The 20,279-nt window shown below is 63.8% G+C and carries 11 protein-coding genes, 1 tRNA gene and 1 pseudogene; 7 read left to right on the forward strand and 6 right to left on the reverse strand.

The features are described from left to right. From AB4Y63_RS06915 to AB4Y63_RS06925, 3 genes and pseudogenes are all read left to right on the forward strand, one after another. Positions 1-404, forward strand: a pseudogene (locus tag AB4Y63_RS06915) (HNH endonuclease signature motif containing protein); the annotation flags it as partial. 116 nt (positions 405-520) lie between these two features. Next, a tRNA-Gln gene (locus AB4Y63_RS06920) sits at positions 521-592 on the forward strand. Between the two features lie 427 nt (positions 593-1,019). Beyond that, on the forward strand, positions 1,020-2,480 hold the full coding sequence (locus AB4Y63_RS06925) for an APC family permease (protein ID WP_441790317.1): 1,461 nt from the start codon (positions 1,020-1,022) through the stop codon (positions 2,478-2,480). 115 nt (positions 2,481-2,595) lie between these two features. Here the strand turns inward: AB4Y63_RS06925 and AB4Y63_RS06930 are convergent, their stop codons facing one another. From AB4Y63_RS06930 to AB4Y63_RS06955, 6 genes are all read right to left on the reverse strand, one after another. Then, positions 2,596-5,508 carry a carbohydrate-binding protein gene (locus AB4Y63_RS06930; RefSeq protein ID WP_441790318.1) on the reverse strand — a complete coding sequence of 971 codons (2,913 nt, stop codon included), beginning with the start codon at positions 5,506-5,508 and terminating at the stop codon, positions 2,596-2,598. A 97-nt stretch (positions 5,509-5,605) separates the two neighbouring features. Then, positions 5,606-7,546: a beta-galactosidase gene (locus AB4Y63_RS06935; RefSeq protein ID WP_441790319.1), complete on the reverse strand. Its 1,941-nt coding sequence runs from the start codon at positions 7,544-7,546 to the stop codon at positions 5,606-5,608. Then, positions 7,543-8,460 (reverse strand): carbohydrate ABC transporter permease, encoded by a 918-nt coding sequence (locus tag AB4Y63_RS06940; protein ID WP_441790320.1) that lies wholly within the window; start codon positions 8,458-8,460, stop codon positions 7,543-7,545. Before AB4Y63_RS06940 ends, AB4Y63_RS06935 begins: the two co-directional genes overlap by 4 nt. Continuing rightward, positions 8,457-9,389, reverse strand: coding sequence for a carbohydrate ABC transporter permease (locus AB4Y63_RS06945; RefSeq protein ID WP_441790321.1), 933 nt, complete (start codon positions 9,387-9,389; stop codon positions 8,457-8,459). Before AB4Y63_RS06945 ends, AB4Y63_RS06940 begins: the two co-directional genes overlap by 4 nt. Further along, positions 9,386-10,627: an ABC transporter substrate-binding protein gene (locus AB4Y63_RS06950; protein WP_441790322.1), complete on the reverse strand. Its 1,242-nt coding sequence runs from the start codon at positions 10,625-10,627 to the stop codon at positions 9,386-9,388. Before AB4Y63_RS06950 ends, AB4Y63_RS06945 begins: the two co-directional genes overlap by 4 nt. Before the next feature lie 53 nt (positions 10,628-10,680). Beyond that, positions 10,681-13,167 (reverse strand): beta-glucosidase, encoded by a 2,487-nt coding sequence (locus tag AB4Y63_RS06955; protein ID WP_441790323.1) that lies wholly within the window; start codon positions 13,165-13,167, stop codon positions 10,681-10,683. 170 nt (positions 13,168-13,337) lie between these two features. Here AB4Y63_RS06955 and AB4Y63_RS06960 point away from each other — a divergent pair, with 170 nt between their 5' ends. From AB4Y63_RS06960 to AB4Y63_RS06975, 4 genes are all read left to right on the forward strand, one after another. After that, entirely contained in the window at positions 13,338-13,994 is a 657-nt protein-coding gene (locus tag AB4Y63_RS06960; protein ID WP_441790324.1) for a TetR/AcrR family transcriptional regulator, read from the forward strand. A 183-nt stretch (positions 13,995-14,177) separates the two neighbouring features. Beyond that, a complete protein-coding gene (locus AB4Y63_RS06965; protein ID WP_441790325.1) occupies positions 14,178-14,825 on the forward strand; it encodes a hypothetical protein in 648 nt (215 codons plus the stop codon). Between the two features lie 103 nt (positions 14,826-14,928). Further along, the gene (locus AB4Y63_RS06970; RefSeq protein ID WP_441790326.1) at positions 14,929-18,894 is read left to right on the forward strand and encodes a Pls/PosA family non-ribosomal peptide synthetase; all 3,966 of its coding nucleotides are present in this window, start codon (positions 14,929-14,931) and stop codon (positions 18,892-18,894) included. Further along, positions 18,891-20,237, forward strand: coding sequence for a M1 family metallopeptidase (locus tag AB4Y63_RS06975; RefSeq protein WP_441790327.1), 1,347 nt, complete (start codon positions 18,891-18,893; stop codon positions 20,235-20,237). Before AB4Y63_RS06970 ends, AB4Y63_RS06975 begins: the two co-directional genes overlap by 4 nt. Positions 20,238-20,279 lie beyond the last annotated feature (42 nt).

Raw genomic sequence — 20,279 nt, forward strand, 5'->3', positions numbered from 1 at the left:
ATGCCGACACCGCCCGTCGGATCGCCGCCCACGCACCGAGTTTCACCCGGATGCTGACCGATCCGGAGACCGGCGTCATCCTCTCCGTCGGTCGCAGCCGGTACGCGGTGCCGGCAGACCTGCGCCGCTGGTTGCGGGTGCGCGACGAGACCTGCCGCGGGCCGGGCTGCAACCAGTCGGCCGCGAGCTGCGACATCGACCACGGCATCGAATGGCACGAGCAGGGCCGCACCCGCCACGACAACCTTGCGCATCTCTGCACACGGATGCACAAACTGAAAACCGAGACCAACTGGACCCTGAACCACCGGCCCGGCGGCGTCATCGACTGGACCTCGCCGACCAAGCACACCTACACGACCGAACCGGCCCGCCTGATCCAGGTCACGCCGCCACCGTTCTGACCGAATAGGTCGCCCGGGCCCACGCCCCACCGGGACACGCCCGAGTTTTCTCGGTTTGTCGACTCCCTGCACCCTGGGATAGAGTTACTCCCGGCCCGATCTTCGGAAAAGGCCATTGGGGTATGGTGTAATTGGCAACACGGCTGATTCTGGTTCAGTTGTTCTTGGTTCGAGTCCAGGTACCCCAGCAATAACCCCTGAGCTTCTTCGGAAGCCGGGGGTTCTTTTGTTTCTACGCGCACGGGTTCGCTCCGCATTCGCTCGTATTCGCGGGGATCGGAGGACGTGGGCCACGCGGGAGTCGACCGGCTGTCTCGACTGTGAAGACACCAACCCTGTCGGATCCCGCACTCAACCCGATCGTCCCGGGCATGAGCGCGTCGAAGGTCAGGTACGACACTCACGCCAACACCCCTAGCTTCCTCGGAAGCCAGGGGTGCTCGCGTTGCAAGCCCACGATACCCGCACAACCTTCGGTTTTCGAGGCAAACTTCCCGATGGGCGACGAATTCCGGTGAATAGTTGAGGCTTGCCAACGGAATTCGCATTTTTATCTCGGGTCGCACGTGCTAACGTCCATCTGTCGTAATCCCTCGAACGACACTTGGAGATGCAATGACGCATGAAAACCTCGAGACCGAGACCTCGCACCTGCGAGCGGTCGAATACGAACAGCAACAGCTGCAGGCCGATGGGGTGAGCCCGGCTGGATCGATTGTGATGGCCGTCGCCGGCAGTGCGCCCGCCTACTCGATCGCCGCCACCACCGCGACCCTGGTGGGCGTCGCGGGTCTCGGCGCCCCGGGTGCCCTGCTCTGGTGCGGGTTGCCGATGCTCGGTATCGCGTGGGCATTCCTGTACCTCGGCCGCGTTGACGTCCACGCGGGCGCCTCCTACTCGTGGGTGGCCCGCGGCCTGCACCCGATCCTCGGATTCCTTTCGGGTTGGGCGCTCGTGGTCTCGGCAACGATCTTCATGGTCGCCGGCGCTCTTCCTGCCGGGGCCATGACCGTGTCGCTCTTTGCGCCCGAGCAGGCGAACAATGTGCCGCTCATCACCGGCGTCGGCGCGCTCTGGTTCCTCGTCATGGCCGCCTGCGTGATTTTCGGCGTGACTGTCACAGCACGCGCGCAGTGGATTATGTCGATCGCCGAGGTCGGCATCCTTGTCGTCTTCGCCGCCATCGCAATTTTCCGCGCTTCGACGAGCGCCCATGCCGGCCCGAACTTCTCGTGGGATTGGCTCGGCTTCTCGCACCTCTCGGGAGCCGGCGTCTTCGTCGCAGCCGCCCTGATCGCCGCCTTCTACTACTGGGGGTGGGATGTCGCCGCCAACCTGAACGAAGAGACCAAGGATGGCCACAAGTCGGCCGGCTCGGCGGGGATCATCGGTGTTGTAATCGTCTTCCTCCTCTTCGAAATCTTCACGATCGCGACTCTTGTGATGCTCCCGACCAAGACCATTGAAGACAACAGTGCCAATATTCTCTCGGTGCTCGGCGACGTCGTCTGGCCGGGCATCGGCGGCAAGCTGCTGATCATCGCAGTCGCCCTGTCGACCATCGCCACCCTCGAGACCACGCTGATCCAGGTCACTCGTACCCTGTTCGCGATGGGCCGCGACCGCACCATCCCGTTCGCCTTCGGCAAGATCAACCGTCGCTGGAAGACGCCGGTCTTCGCGACCGTCGTCATCATCGGCATTTCACTCGTGCTGTTCATCGGCTCGAATTTTCTCGGTAGCATCGGTGAAATCCTGTCGAATGCGATCCTCTCGATCGGGCTCCAGATTGCCTTCTACTACGCGTTGGCCGGCCTCGCGGTGGTCGTTGGATTCCGAAAGGTGATTTTCAAATCGGTGAAGAACTTCGTCTTCGTCGGGCTGTGGCCGTTGATCGGCGCAGGCTTCATGATCTTCATCTTCTTCAGCTCCATCCCGAATAACTCCCAGATCGTCAACATCCTGGGGATCGGCCTGATTGCGCTCGGCATCGTGCCGATGGTTGTCTACTACCCCAAGGCGCGCGCGTACTACACGCGTCGCCCACTCGAGGTTCCCGAGGATTTCGAGGCGTAGTCCTCAGCTCGTGACCCTCGGCAGCGACGCTGCCGAGGGTCACGTTTCTCCTCGACATCAAGCCCGTCCTGCATGTCCGGTCGGCCGGCGCGCGAGGCGCCGACCGACCTTGACGCTAGTTGAGCGTGAGGGAGTCGATGTTGAATCCTCCGTTCACGACATAGACGTACAGCGAGTGGTAGCCCGCCGGAATCGTCACCGAAGTTGTGGCGGTCCCGAAGGTCTGCCAGCCGCCCGAGCTCGGAATCGATGTCGTCGCCCCGATCGTGTTTCCGATCGAATCGAGATCGTAACGGATCTGACCCGTGGTGAATGTCGTCGCTGCCTTCAAGGAAGCGTTGTACGTCTTCGCGGTGGGGTTGTACACGACGTACTTGAGCCATTCCCCGTTCTCAGTGTTGCCCACATCGAAGTTCCCCGTCGACGAGATTTCGAGATCCGTGTCACCCCCGCGGAGGTAACCGCGTTGCGGAGCCGTGAACGAGTTGCCGACGGTTGCGTCGTGGCTCCCGAATCCTTCTCCACCACCGGCGAACCATTCGGCTTCAATCGCCGTGGACCCGCTGGCGTTCAGCTGAAAGATCTTCGAGAACTCGATGTCGTGCAGGTTGAAGCCGCCGGTTCCGACCTTCAACGTGAAGGTGTGCTGCCCGAGAGGAATCACGACGCTATCGATGTTCACCGATTGCCATGTCTGGTATCCGCCCGTATTCGGTACAGATTGGGTCGCGATCCACGGCCGTCCATCCATGTCGATGCTGAAGGTTCCACCAGCCACGGTGTTCGCCACCTTCACATGGATGTCGTAGGTGCCGCTCACTGTGGCTGTGCTCGTGTAGTTGAGCCAGTCGCCATTGGCGAGCCAACCAACGTTGTCGCCGCAGTATGTATCACCGGTGCATGTCTGCAAGTGAGTGGCATCTGAGCGGTAAGCAGCGTCGGTTCCTCCGGTTGTGGAGAAGTGGTAGCCCACGCCCTCGCCGCCGGTGTTGTAGTCCTGGGCGAACACGAAACCGGGTAGTGAGCCGGTTCCTGTGCTGAACCCCGTCGGCACGCCTGCGGATACCGTCGACGTGTACTGGGCGCCTGTTGACGGGATGGGAGTGACCGAGATGGCATCAACCTTCGCGTTATCGACCGTGGAGGCAAGACCGAGGGTGAGTGTCCCGTCGGTCACGTTCACATCGAAACTGCGGTCCAGCGCTTTGTACCGGGCGCCGGACTCCGCGTAGATATCCAGATTCGAGATCCGCGTTGAACCTTCCGCCGATACGTTGAAAACGCGCTGGCCCGCTGCCGTGAAGTAGTTCTCCGACAGCTTGAGCCCCACCCGGTATCGGCCGGCCGGCACGGGGAACGCGTAGCCGAAGCTGGTTCCGTAGCGCTCCGACTGGTACAGGGGATCGTCGGCGCTGTTCGCGATCGCCGGCGTGGTGTTGACCGGAACAGTGCCGCCGGTGAAGTTCGCGTCTGCCGAGTAGTCGTCGCCGTTCACCGCGCCCCAACTTCCGGTGCTGCCTGCGATGACGTGGTAGGTGTTTACTGAACCCGACCAGGTGAAGGTATTGGTCGAATGCGCGGCCACCGAGCGGCTGAACGTGCTGCCGGCCTCGCCGACCTTGATCGTCTTTGCGGTTCCGCTTGTGTTCACCACTTCGAGAACTTCAGAGCCGTCGGGGTTCTTGAACGCGACGGATTTGATGCCGTCGCCGTTGGCTCCGCCAGTCGTTCCAATGCGGTAGGCGCCCGGCCGGACGAACTTCGAGAAATGCTGCAGCTGATAGAACTTCGGCATGTAGCTGACGGTGGCGGATGCGCCACTGGTGTCCACAATGACCAGCGGCTCTTGCGCGTCGCTCAGGTTGGAGAATGGTCCGCCTGTGTGATCGAGGACCATGTTCCAGTAGATGAAAGCGCCCTCGCCGGCGAGCATCTCGTCGACGAGTTCAGAGCCCCAGCGTTCATCGCCCGCGTAGTCTGCGGCGTTCGGAATGCCCAGGTCCGTGTGCTCGGACATCCAGGTGGAATATCCCGGTTTCGCGGCATTGAACAGCCCCAGGTTCGCGGTGTCGCAGTAGGCCTGACCGAAGTCGCATTCGTAAGGGTGGAAATTGATGCCGGCCACATACGGCAACGTCGCCGCAACATTCAACATATCCACCGGATAAGTCCACGTGTCACGGTTGTGTTCGTAGCCGCGGATGCGCGCACCGATGCTCTTGCTGTCAAAAGTTGGGCCGAGGTAATTAGCGATGAAATCCGCCATCTGCGCGGCCGTGAACACGGTCGACTCGAACTTTGCCGGGTTGAGGGGCTCGTTCTGGATGCTTACGTCGTTGATGGTGATTCCCTGCGCTGCGTACGCCTGCACGTACTTCGCGAAGTAGTCTGCGTACGCCTGGTAGTAGCGCGGGTCGGTTGACGGCGCGATCAGGCTTCCCCCGCCAATGAGCGAGTTGTTCGTCTTCATCCATCCGGGGGCGGTCCAGGGCGAGGCCATGATGCGGAACGCGCCGTGTGTTTGGGCCGCCTGAATATAGGGAATCAGGGAGGCCTGGTCGTGCGCCACGGAGAAGTTCGCCTGCGGGAAGTCAGTGCCGCTGCTCAGATCGCTGTAGCTGTAGTGGCTGGGTGAGAAGTCGTTGGAGCCCATCGCTGTGCGGGTGAGACTGAAGCCTGCGCCGGTGGTTGGGTTGAACATCTGATCAAGTACTGCGTTACGCTGCGCGGCGGTGACATTGCTCCGATTGAGCACTTCCCATCCTGATTCGTTGAACGCTCCGCCGAAGCCATCGATCGCCTGATACTGCTGGGTGGGGTCAACGAGGATGTCGGGCGCGCTGCTGTCGGCGGCGAAAGTAAGGTCGGTTTTCGAGGTCAGACGGTCACCCGCCTGCGAGGTTTGCCAGTTGTGAACCGTGGTCGCGGCTTGAGCGGGCTCTGCGACCAGCACGAGACTGCTGGTCACGAGTGCGCCGGCTGCAACCACGCCGGCGCAGCGCGCCAGTTGGGTTGTGAATGATTTCACCAGTAACTCCTTTGTTTGTGGGAATCGAATCGTTGATGTCGGGGACCGAAAGCGTGGGTGGCTTGACGTACTCGATCCGGCACCTTCACGGGATGGCTTAGGCGGGTGTCCCTCCTTGATCCGGGGTTGTGCGGTGGACAGCGGCGGTCGTGCTCGTCAGAACGAACGTGTGGTGGCCGGGAGTGATCGGCAGGAGCACGCGCTCATCGAGAAGCTCGAAGGTGGCTGAGGTGAGGATGTCGGTGAGAGTTCCATCGGCGCGGCCGGGAAGCACGATGGTTGCTTCCTCACTGCAGGTTCCCCAGTGCACGACGTGCACGTACTCCTCCTCGGCACCGTCGCGAACACCGACCAGCGTCTGGGGGAGCGCGGAGCCATCCTGCACAACGACATGGGGTGCGAACGGCACGAGAGACGCGAGCACGTGGGTCGCGGAGGTGGGGTCAAGTTCGATCACCCGTCGCCCCAACGCGCGGATCGAGTCGAGCTTGCCGGGGTCGATCGTGCTGTGCGCAGGGACGATGAGCGGGGCGTCTGGGTCGGCGGAGAGGTCGGTCTCGGTGTCCCACAGGTCGTAGAGCAACCCGAGCGTGGTGAGATGCTGCAGAGTCTGATCCCATTCCTGATATGCCCGGTACGCCTCGTCGTCGAACCACTCGACTCCGGGAATTCTGGAGGTTCCTACGACCGTGTATGCGTCGTATGCGTCGGGTCGATGCCAAGCGACGACGACGACGGCTTTCGCCTCGTTGGTCAGGGCCGCCGCGCCCGCTCCGGCGACGGCGACAATCCGCTCGATCGGTGTGAAGAAATCGGAATGGCTGCTGTCTTGCCTGAGGGGCGAGAACTCCCAGTTCTCACGGTCGGCGAGCATGTAGAAATTGAACCCTTGGAATCCGTAGGCGATGGCCGCGCCCCACCAGATCTCCTGTTCGAGCGGCGTGGGGTCGGGGTAGTCGACGACCTCGCCGGGGGAGCGCCAGATGCCGGCCTGCAGTTCTGGCACCCAGGCGAGCGGTTCACCAGCTGACCGTGCTGTCGCCGCTGACCGGGCGAGCCGGTGGATGTCAGCGGTGTCAAGCGGCGGGATGTAGTAGTGATCCTCCCCGGTCGACGCGTTCGCTGCCGCGCGGATGCTAGCGTGCGACACCGGTACGTCGTGGATCGGATGGGTGACGAGGTTCACGGTGGAGAGGAGGTGCCCCACTCCGCAGCCCGAGTGCATGTGCCCGAGTTCAGCCAGGTAGGCTCCGGTGGCCGCAGTCTTGAACTCGATCCAGTCGTGGAGGTGACGGCGGGAGTCCGACCGGCGCTCTCCGGTCGGCCGCGACGGCGGAACTGCCGTAAGAAAACTCGTGATCTGCTGGTCGTCCCACGCGCGCCGGAGCAAGTCGATGTCGCTCGAGTACTTGTCGGTCAGCCAGCCTCGGAATGCGGCCACTGACGATTCGCTGTAGTCCGCTCCGTAGAGGGAGTCCTGGAAGCAGCTGCTCGGTTCGTTGTCGAGCTGGATGGCCACGATGGGCCCGTGAGGATAGGCGAAGTCTCCGATCGCCTCCCACACCTGCGTGAACCAGCGCCGCACAGCGCGCAGGTATGTGGGGTCGGTGTAACTGGGCACCGGATGCTGGAAAGGCGGGTTGTATCCAATGACAACCTGACCTTCATCGTCGAGTGCGAGGATTAGGTCGTTCTCGAGCAGCCAGTCGGGGTATCCGCCGCCTGGCTCCTCGGCACAGATCCACGGACCTGGCTTGATCTGCACGTACACACCTGCGTCGGAGCAGGCACGGAGGAACCGGCGCACGTCAAGCCGCGGGTCGCTCGTCCCTTCGAAATCGACTTCGCCTTGGCGCGGTTCGTGGCGACGCCAGGACAGGTATGTGCTGACAACGGTGACACCGGCGTCGCGGGCCTCCTCGATCGCTCGCGCCCAGGTGTCGGGTTCCATCCTCCAGAACTGGATTTCTCCCGCAATGAGAGGCAGCGAACGGTCACCCACCTGCAAGAGCCCATTTTTGACGGTGACGTCTTTCATCCCTTCACCCCGCCGCTTGCGTTGCCGGTGACGAGCCATTTCTGGATGAAGCTGAACAGGATGATGCTCGGGATGGCCACCAGGATCGACATCGCCGCGAGCTGATTCCAGGAGACTTCATAGGCGCTGGACAACTGCGATAGCCCGACGGGGAGCGTGCGGGTCTCGTCACTGTTGGTGAAGGTGAGCGCAAACGTGAACTCTTCCCATGCGCCGATGAAAATGAAGATACCGGCCGCCACAACGCCGGGTCGTGCGGCCGGAAGCGCGGCGTACCACATGGCCCCGAACGGTCCACAGCCATCGATGCGCGCGGCTTCGTCGAGCTCTTTCGGGACCTGGTCGAAGGCCGTCTTCATCAGCCAGACGCCGAGAGGCGCCGACGTGCTGACTTGAGCAAGCACGAGAGCCCAAGGCGTATCGATGAGGTTCAGCCCCGACAGGATGTTGAACAGCGGGATAATCACGAGGACTGAAGGGAACATCTGGGTCGCGAGCAGGCCGATCACGATGAGCAGTCGGCCCTTGAACTGGAAACGCGACAACGCGTATCCCGCCATGATTCCGATGAGCAGCCCGATGACGACTGTGCAGATGCTGACGAGTACCGAGTTGCCGAGCCAGGCAAGGAAATTTCCGCGTCCGATGACGTATAGAAAGTTGTCGAATGTCGGGTGAGCCGGGATGAGCGCTGGTGGTGTCTGGTACAGCTCCTGCTTCGTTTTGAAGGCGTCGGAAACGATGCCGAGCATTGGGGCCAGCGCGAAGATACCGAGCGCGATCGCAGCCGCCCAGAGGAGGCTGCGGTGCGGCTTAAACCGTCTACGCGGTCGGCTGGTCGCGACGTGGCGAGCGGGCGAAGGCGCTAATGCGGCTGCCTGCTGTGGCAAGGCAGTGGTCGTCGTTGCGGTCATGAGAGGGCCTCTTTTCCGAAGGCGCGGATGTACAGGGCGGAGCCGATGCCGACGATCGCGAACAAGATCATGGACAGGGCCGAGGCGTACCCGAAGTCGAAACTGCTGAACGCGCTCTTGTAGACGAAGGTTGTGAGGATGTCGGTGGCCCCGGCCGGTCCGCCGCCGGTCATCACGTAGATGAGGCTGAAGTTATTGAATGTCCAGATCAAGGCCATCAGCGTGCTGGTGAGCAGCATCGGTTTGAGAAGCGGAAGGGTGATACTGCGGAACGAGCGTGCCCAGGTGGCGCCGTCGACGCCCGCTGCTTCGTAGAGTTCGATCGGGATGGAGGCCATGCCTGAGATGAGCAGCACCATGATGAACGGGAAACCACGCCACACGTTAGCGAGGATCACGGCTGCAAGGGCGGTGTTTGGGTCCGCCAACCAGGCATGCTTGAGGTCCGAAAGTCCGACGACGGACAGAACCTGATTGATCGTCCCGTAGTCAGGTTGGTACAGCAATTTCCAAGCCAGTGCGCCAACGACGACGGGAGTCGCCCACGGGAGTACGAAGACCGCCCGTAGAATGCGGGCGCCTGCAAGCTGCTGGAGCAGCAATGCGCCAGCCATCGCGACGACGAGTTGGAAGAAAACCGAACCGATGGTCCACGTCAGGGTATTGCCGAACACCGACCAGACAGCGCCATCGCCGGCTGCTTCGATGTAGTTCTGAAGGCCGACAAATTCCCACCCTTCGTGCTTGACCGGGTTGATGTCGAAGAAGCTCTGAACGGCGACCGACAGGATCGGGTAGACCACGAAGCCGCCGACGGCGACCAGGGCCGGTGCGAGAAACAGGTAAGGCGTGGCAGCGGTGCGCCACGTGCGGCCCCGCGGGCCGGATCCATTGATCCGGCCCGCGAGAGTTGTTGTTGCTTGGGTCACTGAAGCGCCTTGTTCGAGCTGGCGACAGCCTCGTCGAGAGCCTCCTGAGCCGACTTGGTGCCCGACAGTGCTGCCTGGACGGCGGTGCCGAGGGCAGTGTCGATGTCGCCGGCCTGGGGGACAGTCGGTCGCGAACGGGCCTGCTTCAAAACGTCGGCGAAGGCGCTCACGTACGGGTCATCCTTGAACACCGCGTCCTCATAGAGGCTGGTCTTCACTGGGATGTACCCGAGGGAGCTAGCCCACTCTTTCTGAACCGAGTCCTGCATCAACCAGGCGACGAAGGTTTTGGCCTCGTCGGCGTGCTTGGTGTTCTTCAGCACGAGCAAGTCAAGTCCGCCGAGCACAGTAGCCGCTGTCTTGTCTTCGGGAAGCGGTGCGACGGCCCACTTGCCGTCGATTCCGGCGGCCTTCATGGACGGGATCATCCACGGGCCGGACGTCATCATCGCCAGGCTTCCGGAGACGAATGGCCCTTTGAGGTCGTCCTCGGTCGCGGTCGCCATTCCTGCAGGCATCGCGGATGCCTGCAGGTCAACCCACAGTTGCAAGGCCCGTACCGCGTCCGGCGAGTTGAAGACGGCCTTGGTCTGGTCCTCGTTCAAAACGTCGGCGCCGGCCTGCCAGAGCCACGGGTAGAACTCAAAGCCGCCCCAGCCGCCAAACAGGCCGACGCCATGCGCGTCGCCTGAGGTGAGTTTTTGAGCGTCAGCCTTGAACTCGTCCCACGTGGCGGGCGGGTTCTCGATGCCCGCGGCCTGGAACAAGTCGGTGCGGTAGTAGAGCGCCAGCGCCGACAGGTCTACGGGCACTCCGTAGAGTTCGCCGTCCTTGGTCACGGACTCAAGGCTCGCTGGGAAGTAGTCGTCTTTCGAACCGGCAGCATCGCCGAGCGGAAGGGCCCAACCCGAGGCGATGAATTGCGACGCCCGCGGTGGCTCGACCCGCGCAATGTCTGGGCCCTTACCCGCTGTGATCTGGGTCGTCAGCTTGTCGTAGTAGCTCTTGTCGTTGTCGCGGATGAGCTTGACCGTGATGTTTGGGTTCGCCTTTTCGAAGTCCTTCAACTGGGCGGCGAATTGTGTCGACTCCGCGTCGCTGAACTGTTCCTGGAAGGTGATCGTCACCTTTTCATCAGCGCCGGAGTTGCCAGCTACTGACGACGAGCAGCCCGCGAAAGCGGCGAGCAACAATGGCGCGGCCGCAATGGCGACTAGCCGTTTGGTTTTTCCTGACATGAGTAATGCCTCCTTGCATTGGTGGGGTGAGGGGGTATTTGGGTCTTGTGCGTTCACGCGAATGTGAATCGCTGGTCTTTCAGCGCGGCGGCGATGGTCTGCCGAAGGTCACGGCTGGATCTCCCCGCGTGGAAGACGTAGGCGCCGTCGGGAATCTCCCAACGATGGCGATCGACGTTCCAGATCTCGAAGGCGCGGCGGTCGACATCGACATCGACGACAGCGCTCGAACCGGCGCCGACATCGGCGATAGTGAATCCGGCCAGCCAGCGGAGCGGTCGATCTGTGCTGGATCCGGGTGCTTCTAGGTACACCTGGACGATTTCGCGCGCATCTCGGGTGCTGGTGTTGGTGACAGTAACCCGCACCTGGACACCCTCAGGCGATCCGGACACGTGCAGGTCGTCGTATCGCCAGGTGCCATAGCCGAGGCCGAAGCCGAATTCACGGGCGGGTTTTCTGCCGAGCTTGTCCCATCCGCGATATCCGACGTGGATGCCTTCCGAGTATTCGATGACGCCGTCACGGGGCCGCCCGTCGGGCACGGGGACGTCGCTCTCATCTGCAGGCAGGGTCCACGGGAGACGGCCGCTCGGTTCGGTTACTCCAAGCAGAGCGTCCGCGAGGCCGTTTCCGGCCTCCTGGCCGGGTAGCCACCACCAGAGGACAGCTGCGACCCGGTCGAGCCAGGGCAGAATGACGGGCGCTCCGGCGTTGACGATGACGACGGTGTTCGGGTTGGCAGCGACGACGCGGTCGACGAGTTCGTTCTGGCGTGCGGGGAGCGCAAGCGTCGAGCGATCCCATCCCTCAGACTCGGTTTCTTCGTTGGTCCCGACGATGACGATCGCGAGATCAGCTTGTCGGGCCGCAGCGACGGCCTCGTCGATTTCGGTGTCGATGTCCGAGGCAACGTCGTCGTGACGAAGCACGAATCGTACAAACCGTCCGTATGCTCCCGCGTCGACGACCTGCTGGGTCGACTCGATGAGCACCTGCCGAGGTGCGTCCCCCACGTCGACGCGCACGACGGGACCGTCGGGATTGTTGGCCGACGAGTCGAGGATGATGTCGTGGTCCGCGACGGTGGGGGACTCCGACACCGTCTCGCCGTTGAATCGCACGCTGTGGGCGCCGGCGACGCCGACGTCAATATTGTGGGGTCCGGTGGTGCGAAGCGTCACGAGCGCTTCGATGTGTGCGCTGGTCGCGCTCTCTGGTGCGCCGCGGTTCCAACCCTCGTCGGCTGGCACAACGATCGGTGCGCCGACGGGCGTGCCGGCCTCGTCGAGGAAGGTGAGGGAGTAGCCCGCGCGTCCGTCTGGGGTCGTCACCAGGTCGGGGTCGATCGCTCGCGCGTGCCGTCTTCCTGCACCGCCGCGGTGGATTGTGATTGAGGCGTTCGGCAGAGCGGAACGCAGGGCGGCTTCGGGCGTCGACGCGTATGGCGGGGTGACGAATGCACTGCCTCCTCCCTGTACGAACGGTTCGATCGCGTTGGGGCCGATGAGAGCAATGGTCTCCGTTGAGGATGGTGAAAGTGGAAGCGTCCCATTGTTGCGCAGTACGACAGTGGAGCGGGCGATGGTTTCGCGCAAGAGATGTCGTGTCGCCGCATCGGTCGGCAGGTTTTCATCGACAGCGGCGGCAGCGGGCAGGGTGGCGCCAACCCGCCGGCCCAGCCGCACCACACGTTCGACTTTGTCGTCGATCACGCTCTCGTCAATGAGCCCCTCAGCGACCGCGGCTTCAAGCGCCTGCCCCCATGGCCCATCGGGGCCAGGCATGACGAGGTCGAGCCCACCGATGGCAGAAGCGACGGTGCTGTTCGTCGCGAGCCAGTCGCTGACAACAACACCATCGAACCCCCATTCACCTTTGAGGAGGTCATTGATGAGGCTGCCGTGCTCTGTAGCTGGCGCAATCTGGATCCCGTCGTCAACCTGGTTGTACGCGGACATGACCGACCACACGTGGCCGACGCGCACCGCGCGTTCAAAGGGGGCGAGGTACACCTCGCGCAATGCCTGCTCAGGGATCCGGGCGATGTATGTGGTGCGGTCGGTCTCGGACTCGTTGCCGAGGAAGTGTTTTGCGCACATCGCGACGCCGAAGGACTGCGTGGCGGCAATCAGCCGTGTGGCGATGACGCCGGTAAGGAAGGGATCCTCGGAGTACGCCTCGAAGTGACGCCCGCCGACGGGAGTTCGTTGAAGGTTGAGGACGGGAGCGAGAACGACGTCCACGCCTTTACGTTTCGCCTCCTGCGCTGTGAGCTCGCCGAGCCGCGCGACCAGCTCGACATCCCAGGTGGCAGCGACTGCCGACGGGCTGGGCATCTGGGCTGATGGACGTTCGTCCTCATCGACGCCGCGCACCCCGATCGGCCCATCGGAAAGCACGAGGGATCGTAGGTTCGCCTCTGGAAACGGATGAAGCGTCCATGAGGTGGCCCCGGTAAGCAGCCTGATGCGCTCGTGCAATGGGCTGTCGGCTCGGGGCTGGTATGTCTCGTCTGCAAGGGTTGTCGTGCTGTTCATTGGATCTCCATGCGGTCACCCGGTTGTTCCGCGGTCGGCGGTGACCGGTAGGGTCACATTAGCAATACTTACTGACTGCTCCGCAAGTAATATTTGTCTCGTTTGAATAACGCTTGCTGACTGGCCATAAAGTAAGATGCTTCCTGTACATATATCCGGAGGTGGGACGCATGGTCACGAAGAACGCTCGAAGCGCCGAGACGGTGCCCGTTGGGGCGCGAGTGGCGAAGCCACGCCCGGAGACCGCCGAGAAGCGGCAACGCATTCTCGATGCCGCGATGGACATTTTCGGCGCCAAGGGCTTCAACAACGGCTCATTGCAGGAGATCGGCGAGCAGGCGGGCATGAGCCATGCCGGCGTCGTGCATCATTTCGGTTCGAAGGACCAGTTGCTCATCGCGATGCTGGAATACCGAGACGCCTCAGATGTTGCGGAGCTCGAAGGCAAGCACATTCCTACTGGAAAGGCGCTGTTCGACCACCTCGTGCGCACAACCGAGATGAACGTGCGACGGCCTGGTGTCGTACAGGCGTACACGGTGCTGTCCGCGGACTCGGTGACGGAAGGCCACCCGGCCCAGGACTACTTCCGTGCGCGCTATGTCGGACTTCGCGACATGCTGGTCGAGGCCCTCCATGACGTTGCGCCTTCAGGCACGGGGGAGCGGCGGTTGCAGCACGCGGCTTCCGCGATCATTGCCGGGATGGACGGCCTCCAAGTGCAATGGCTGCTCGACCCGACCGCCGTAGACATGCCCGAAGCCGTGCGCCTGCTGATCGACGCGATCATCGCTCAGCTGAGCGAAACGCGAAGCGTGCGACCCTAGCTCGCCGCAGCCCGCTCGCATCAGTTGTTCTTGGTTCGAGTCCAGATACCCCAGTCTTAACGCCTGAGTCTCCACGCAAGCCAGGGGTTCTTTGAAAATGTGCCGGTGAAGTCGCACTTTGTCACCACGCGGATGCCATGATCGGGTTACAGACCCGTCATCGTGACGAAGAGGAGAGACGACATGGCAAACCTGACGAAGCACGAGAAGCACGCACAGGCTGCAATTGCCCAGGCCCGCACGGCAATCGACGCCGCCGTCAAGGCGGCGAAGAAGGCGGACAAGGTCACCCGCAAGGAAGCCGCCGCTCTTGAGCGTTCGCTGCAGAAGGGCCTGGAGAAATCTCGTACTGTGCTTAAGCCGGGCGAGAGCGGGAAAACCGTCAAGGAAAGCAAGCCGTCGAAGGTGGCCAAGCCGGCGAAGGTGGCCAAGTCGTCGAAGGTTGCCAAGCCGGCGAAGGTGGCCAAGCCGGCGAAGGTGGCCAAGTCGTCAAAGGTGGCAGCCAAGCCATCGAAGAAAGACAAGCCCACGACGCCGGCGAAGAATGACAGGGCCGCGAACAGAACCACCCGGTCCGTGACTGCCAGCGGCGCGGTCAGCTCCGCTGCATCGCCCACAGCCGCGGCACCCGCAGCGGCCGACTCCCCGTCGCCGGTGAGCGCGCCCTCCACGCCGGTGAGCGCGCCCTCCACGCCGGTGAGCGCGCCCTCCACGCCGGTGGTACCCGAACCGACATTGGCGCAGCTGCGCGACCAGGCGAAGGCGGCCGGCCTGTCTGGCTTCTCGAGGCTGAACAAGGCAGACCTGAGCGCTTTCCTCGCCAAGCACTAGGCCTCATCCCTTCTATTCACCCGCCCGTTACCCGGCCGGGCTATCGTGGCGGATTCGTCCGGCGAGCTATCGCCCGGAAGCGGGCCCAGAGACAGGAAGCAATGTGACGCATGTGGATACGCGGCAACTCGTGTTGCTGCGCGGCGATCAGGCTGCGCCGCCGCGTACCTTGCTCGACATCCTGCGTGACACGACCGCGCGATATCCGGAAGCCTCTGCCATCGAGGACGCAAACGGCTCTCTCAGCTACCGCGAACTCATGGCGCGGGTCATGCAGGTCGCGGCTCGTCTCCTCGCCGAAGGCGTGCGCCGAGGTGACCGGGTGGGTATTCGAATGCCGTCAGGCTCGTCCGAGCTGTACATCGCCATCCTTGCGGTTCTCGCTGCCGGGGCAGCCTACGTGCCCGTCGACGCAGACGACCCTCAGGAACGGGCCGACCTGGTCTTCGGAGACGCAGGCGTCAGCGGTGTGATCACTACGGGCGGCACCTTCGTTTCAGTGAGAAGTGGCGAAGAACGAGGCGCGAACGACCCACTCTTCGACTCGCAGCCGCCGCATGCGAGCATCCGTAGTCATCCAATTGTCGACCCGCCCCGGCCGGAGGACGACGCCTGGATCATCTTCACGTCCGGGTCAACGGGGCGCCCCAAGGGCGTCGCCGTCAGCCACCGATCCGCGGCGGCGTTCGTCGATGCTGAGAGCCGGCTGTTCCTCCGCGACGAACCACTCGGTCCGGGCGACCGACTGATGGCCGGTCTGTCGGTCGCATTCGATGCCTCGTGTGAAGAGATGTGGCTGGCGTGGGGGAGCGGCGCCTGTCTCGTGCCTGCCCCGCGCGCCTTGGTGCGCACGGGAATGGACCTCGGGCCTTGGCTCACAGCCCGAGGCATCACCGTCGTCTCGACGGTCCCGACGTTGGCGGCGCTGTGGCCGCAGGAGTCCCTCGAGAACGTGCGCCTGCTGATCTTCGGCGGAGAAGCCTGCCCGCCCGAACTCGCCGAGCGGCTCGCCGTGGACGGACGTGAGGTGTGGAACACCTACGGTCCGACCGAAGCAACGGTCGTTGCCTGCGCTGCTCTGCTCGATGGACGCGCGCCGATTCGAATCGGACTGCCTCTCGACGGCTGGGATCTCGCCGTCGTCGGCCCTGACGGGGAGCAGGTGGCGGAAGGCATGGTGGGGGAACTCATCATCGGCGGGGTCGGGTTGGGGCGATACCTCGACCCAGTGAAGGACGCGGAGAAGTACGCCCCGCACCCGGAACTGGGCTGGACCAGGGCCTACCGGAGCGGCGACCTCGTTCGCAACGAATCCGAGGGCCTCGTCTTTCAGGGGCGCGTCGACGACCAGGTGAAAGTCGGCGGACGGCGGATCGAACTCGGCGAGATCGAGTCGGCCCTCCAGCTGCTCGACGGCGTGGCAGCTGCGGCTGTCGCTGTGCGCGACACGCAGGCCGGGAATCAAGTTCTTGTCGGCTACGTCGCGATGGCGGACGGTGCCGTTCTGCACCGTGGACTGGCTTTGGCCCGACTCCGCGAGGAGCTTCCCGCTGCCCTCATTCCTTTGCTGGCCGAGGTCGACCAATTGCCGACTCGCACGTCAGGCAAGGTCGACAAGAGCGCGCTACCCTGGCCGCTGCCCGGTGTCGACGCCGACGGCGAGAAGTCGGAACTCACCCTGATGCAGGCCCGGCTTTCTGCGCAGTGGGAGACTGTCCTCGGCGTCCCGGTGACTGACGTCAACGCGAATTTTTTCGACCTCGGCGGCGGTTCCCTCGCCGCGGCCCAGCTGGTGAGCAGCATCCGACAGTACGATCCCGGATTCACCGTCGCCGACATCTACTCGCACCCGCGGCTCGGAGCTATGGCCGATGAACTCGACGCGCGTCTCCCGGAGATTCCGGTCGCGCCTCGGGAGTACCACCGGGTGACGCCGACGCCTCGGCGCATGCAGGTTCTGCAGACGGTTCTGTCGATCCCACTTCAGATGCTCGCCGGGGTGCGCTGGCTGCTCTACGTCTTGGTCGTGGGAACCGTCTTGCACGGGGTGGGCGGATTCGAGGTGCTACCGACGGCGCCGTTGTGGGGACTGATTCCTGCGCTCCTCGTCTGTGCCACGCCGTTCGGGCGCATGGCCATCTCCGTCGTGGCTGCACGGATGCTGCTGGCCGGGCTGCGCCCCGGCGACTATCCACGCGGGGGCGGGGTGCACCTTCGCCTGTGGCTGGCGGAACAGGTCGCCGAACAGATCGGGGCGGTGAATCTGTCCGGTGCGCCGTGGATCAGCTACTACGCCAAGGCGCTCGGCGCCACGATCGGACCGGACGTCGACCTACACACGCTCCCGCCGGTCACAGGCATGCTTCGGATCGGAGCGGGCGCGGCAATCGAACCGGAAGTGGATCTCGCCGGATACTGGATCGACGGCGACGCCGTGCGGATCGGCGAGATCAGGATCGGAGCGAACAGCACAGTCGGAGCACGCAGCACCCTGCTTCCCGGCACCAAGATCGGTCGCGGTGCGGAGATCGCGCCCGGCTCCGCTGTCTTCGGCCGCGTGCCGTCCGCACAATTGTGGGCGGGATCGCCGGCGCAGCGCATCGGCAAGGCCCGGGCATGGTGGCCGGGGGAGCGCCCGCCTCGCAAGACCCGATGGGTCGCGGGCTTCGGCCTCTCAGCGGTCGCCATCGCAGCAATTCCCGTGCTGTCATTTCTGGCGGGGTTCGTGCTCATCGCTGTAGCGATCCGCGATTCGGCGTCGCTGGCCGAGGCTGCAGTCCGCGCCTTCGGGATGCTCGTGCCGGCCACGCTGCTGTCCGGCGTCGTCATGGCCGGGCTCGTCGTCATTCTCGTGCGGCTCCTCGGACTCGCCGTGCGCGAGGGCACCTACCCGGTGCGCAGCCGCACGGGATGGCAGGTCTGGACGATCGAACGTCTGCTTGACCTGAGCCGGACACTGCTGTTCCCGATCTACTCCAGTCTGTTCACACCGGTCTGGTTGCGGATGCTCGGAGCGAAAGTCGGCCGCGATGTCGAAGCATCCACAGTGCTCCTTGTCCCGTCGATGACGACGGTGCGCGACGGCACCTTCCTCGCCGACGACACGATGATCGCGCCGTACGAGCTTGGCGGCGGATGGTTGCGGATCGCCGCGATCGACATCGGCGAACGCGCCTTCATCGGAAACTCCGGCATCGTTCCTGCAGGCCACAAAGTGCCGAGGGACGGCCTCATCGCGGTGCTCTCGTCGGCGCCGCCGAAATCCAAGCCTGGTTCGTCATGGCTGGGATCGCCGGCGGTGCGACTGCGTCGAACGGTGGCGGTATCAGACGACAGTCTCACGTTCCACCCGCCTGCCCGACTACGTGTTGCACGCAGCCTCTGGGAGCTCACCCGGATCATCCCGGTGCTCGTCACGGCCGGGATCGGCCTGGGCGTGCTCGTCGGAATCGCGGCACTGATCGACCTGGCCGGCATCTGGCCGACTGTGTTGCTGGGCGGTTTCGTCATGCTCGTGGCGGGCGCCGCCGCCGCGGCAACCACAACGATTGCGAAGTGGGCACTGGTGGGTCGCATGAAAGCCGTGGAGTATCCGCTCTGGTCTTCATTCGTGTGGCGCACTGAGGTCGCCGACGTGTTCGTCGAAATGGTCGCGGCGCCGTGGTTTGCGAACGCGACCGCGGGCACGCCCGCCCTGGTCTGGTGGCTGAGGAGCATGGGAACGAGGATCGGGCGGGGCGTCTGGTGCGAAACCTACTGGTTGCCCGAACCAGATCTCGCGACATTGCACGACGGCGCCACGGTGAATCGGGGCTGTGTTGTGCAGACTCACCTTTTTCATGATCGAATCATGAGCATGGACACCGTCACCCTCGATGAGGGCGCCACTCTCGGCCCGCACAGCGTCATCCTTCCCGCCGCGCGCATCGGGGCGCATGCCACGATCGGCCCGGCATCCCTTGTCATGCGCGGAGAAGTCGTTCCGCAGGGGAGCCGCTGGAGCGGAAATCCGATCGGCCCGTGGCGGGATGTGACCACGCGCGACTACCACGCCGCGGCCATCCTATGACGGCGGTCGGCATCGGTGCGAGCACGGCGCATGACCCCTATGTTCCGGCCAGCGGCAACCGCGGCTACCAGGTAGACCACTACGGGCTCGATCTGCAGTACAAAACGGCGACGAACCGGCTGGAGGCCGTGGCGACGATCAGTGCCGTCAGCAATCAAGAGCTGAGCCGGTTCACCCTGGACCTGAGCCGGCTGCAGGTATCCCGGGTGTCGGTCGACGGCCAACGGGCGGTTCGGGCTCAGTCCAATGGCAAACTGACCGTCGTGCCGCTGCTGCCCATCCCCGCCGGTACGGCTTTCATGGTTGTCGTCGAGTATTCCGGCTCACCGGCGCCGCGGCGAAGCAAATGGGGGCTCGTCGGCTGGGAGGAACTCACCGACGGTGTGATCGTCGCCTCCCAACCCACCGGGTCGCCGAGCTGGTTCCCCTGCAACGATCACCCGGCCGACAGGGCGCGATACAGCATCCGGGTAACCACCGAGCAGGCATACACCGTGATCTGCAACGGCGTGCTCACCGCCCACACCGTGGCATCGGGTCGGGGCACCTGGCTGTACGAACAGGTCGAACCAACGTCGACGTACTTGGCGACCGTGCAGATCGGCCGCTACACGGTCGAAGAGGTTCAACTCGGCGCCGTGCCGGCTCGCCTCGCCTACCCGAAACAGCTGCAGGCCCGTGTGCGCACCGACTTCGCCCTTCTGCCCGCGATGATGGGCTATTTCGAGAGCGTATTCGGGGCGTATCCCTTTGGCACCTACACCGCCGTCGTCACCTCCGACGATCTCGAAATCCCGCTCGAAGCGCAGTCGATGGCGATCTTCGGCGCTAACCACGTCGACGGTTTCGGTGGCGAGGAGCGGCTCATCGCGCACGAGCTCGCCCACCAATGGTTCGGCAACAGCGTGGGCCTCGCTGGTTGGCAGCACATCTGGCTCAATGAGGGTTTCGCGTGCTACGCCGAGTGGCTTTGGTCTGAGCACGCCGGCAAAGAAACTGCGGAGGTGCTTGCCCGGGGATTCCACGCACAACTCATGACCGGGCCGCAGAACATCCTGCTCGGTGATCCCGGACCGGTCAACATGTTCGACGACCGCATCTACAAACGAGGCGCGCTCACTCTCCATGCTCTGCGTACCATGCTCGGCGAGCAACCGTTCTTCACGATGCTGCGCGAGTGGGCGACGAAGAACGGTTCCGCAACCCCGGTCAATTCGGATGACTTCCGTGCGCATGCGGGCCGGTACAGCGATCGACCGCTTGACGGGTTGTTCGACGCCTGGCTGTTGAGCCAGGCGCTGCCCCCACTGCCGGAGCGTATGCCGGGCCAAAGGCCGAGCTGAGAACGAATCGTGGATCGAAGTCTGGTTCGGCGAAACGATACA

Source organism: Leifsonia sp. YAF41, from assembly GCF_052113185.1.
In the GTDB taxonomy this organism is placed as follows: domain Bacteria; phylum Actinomycetota; class Actinomycetes; order Actinomycetales; family Microbacteriaceae; genus Cryobacterium.

Coding starts and splice junctions, on each gene's coding strand:
- AB4Y63_RS06925 (WP_441790317.1), top strand. CDS start 1,020: ATGACGCATGAAAACCTCGAGACCGAGACCTCGCACCTGCGAGCGGTC.
- AB4Y63_RS06935 (WP_441790319.1), bottom strand. CDS start 7,546: ATGAAAGACGTCACCGTCAAAAATGGGCTCTTGCAGGTGGGTGACCGT.
- AB4Y63_RS06940 (WP_441790320.1), bottom strand. CDS start 8,460: ATGACCGCAACGACGACCACTGCCTTGCCACAGCAGGCAGCCGCATTA.
- AB4Y63_RS06950 (WP_441790322.1), bottom strand. CDS start 10,627: ATGTCAGGAAAAACCAAACGGCTAGTCGCCATTGCGGCCGCGCCATTG.
- AB4Y63_RS06955 (WP_441790323.1), bottom strand. CDS start 13,167: ATGAACAGCACGACAACCCTTGCAGACGAGACATACCAGCCCCGAGCC.
- AB4Y63_RS06960 (WP_441790324.1), top strand. CDS start 13,338: ATGGTCACGAAGAACGCTCGAAGCGCCGAGACGGTGCCCGTTGGGGCG.
- AB4Y63_RS06965 (WP_441790325.1), top strand. CDS start 14,178: ATGGCAAACCTGACGAAGCACGAGAAGCACGCACAGGCTGCAATTGCC.
- AB4Y63_RS06975 (WP_441790327.1), top strand. CDS start 18,891: ATGACGGCGGTCGGCATCGGTGCGAGCACGGCGCATGACCCCTATGTT.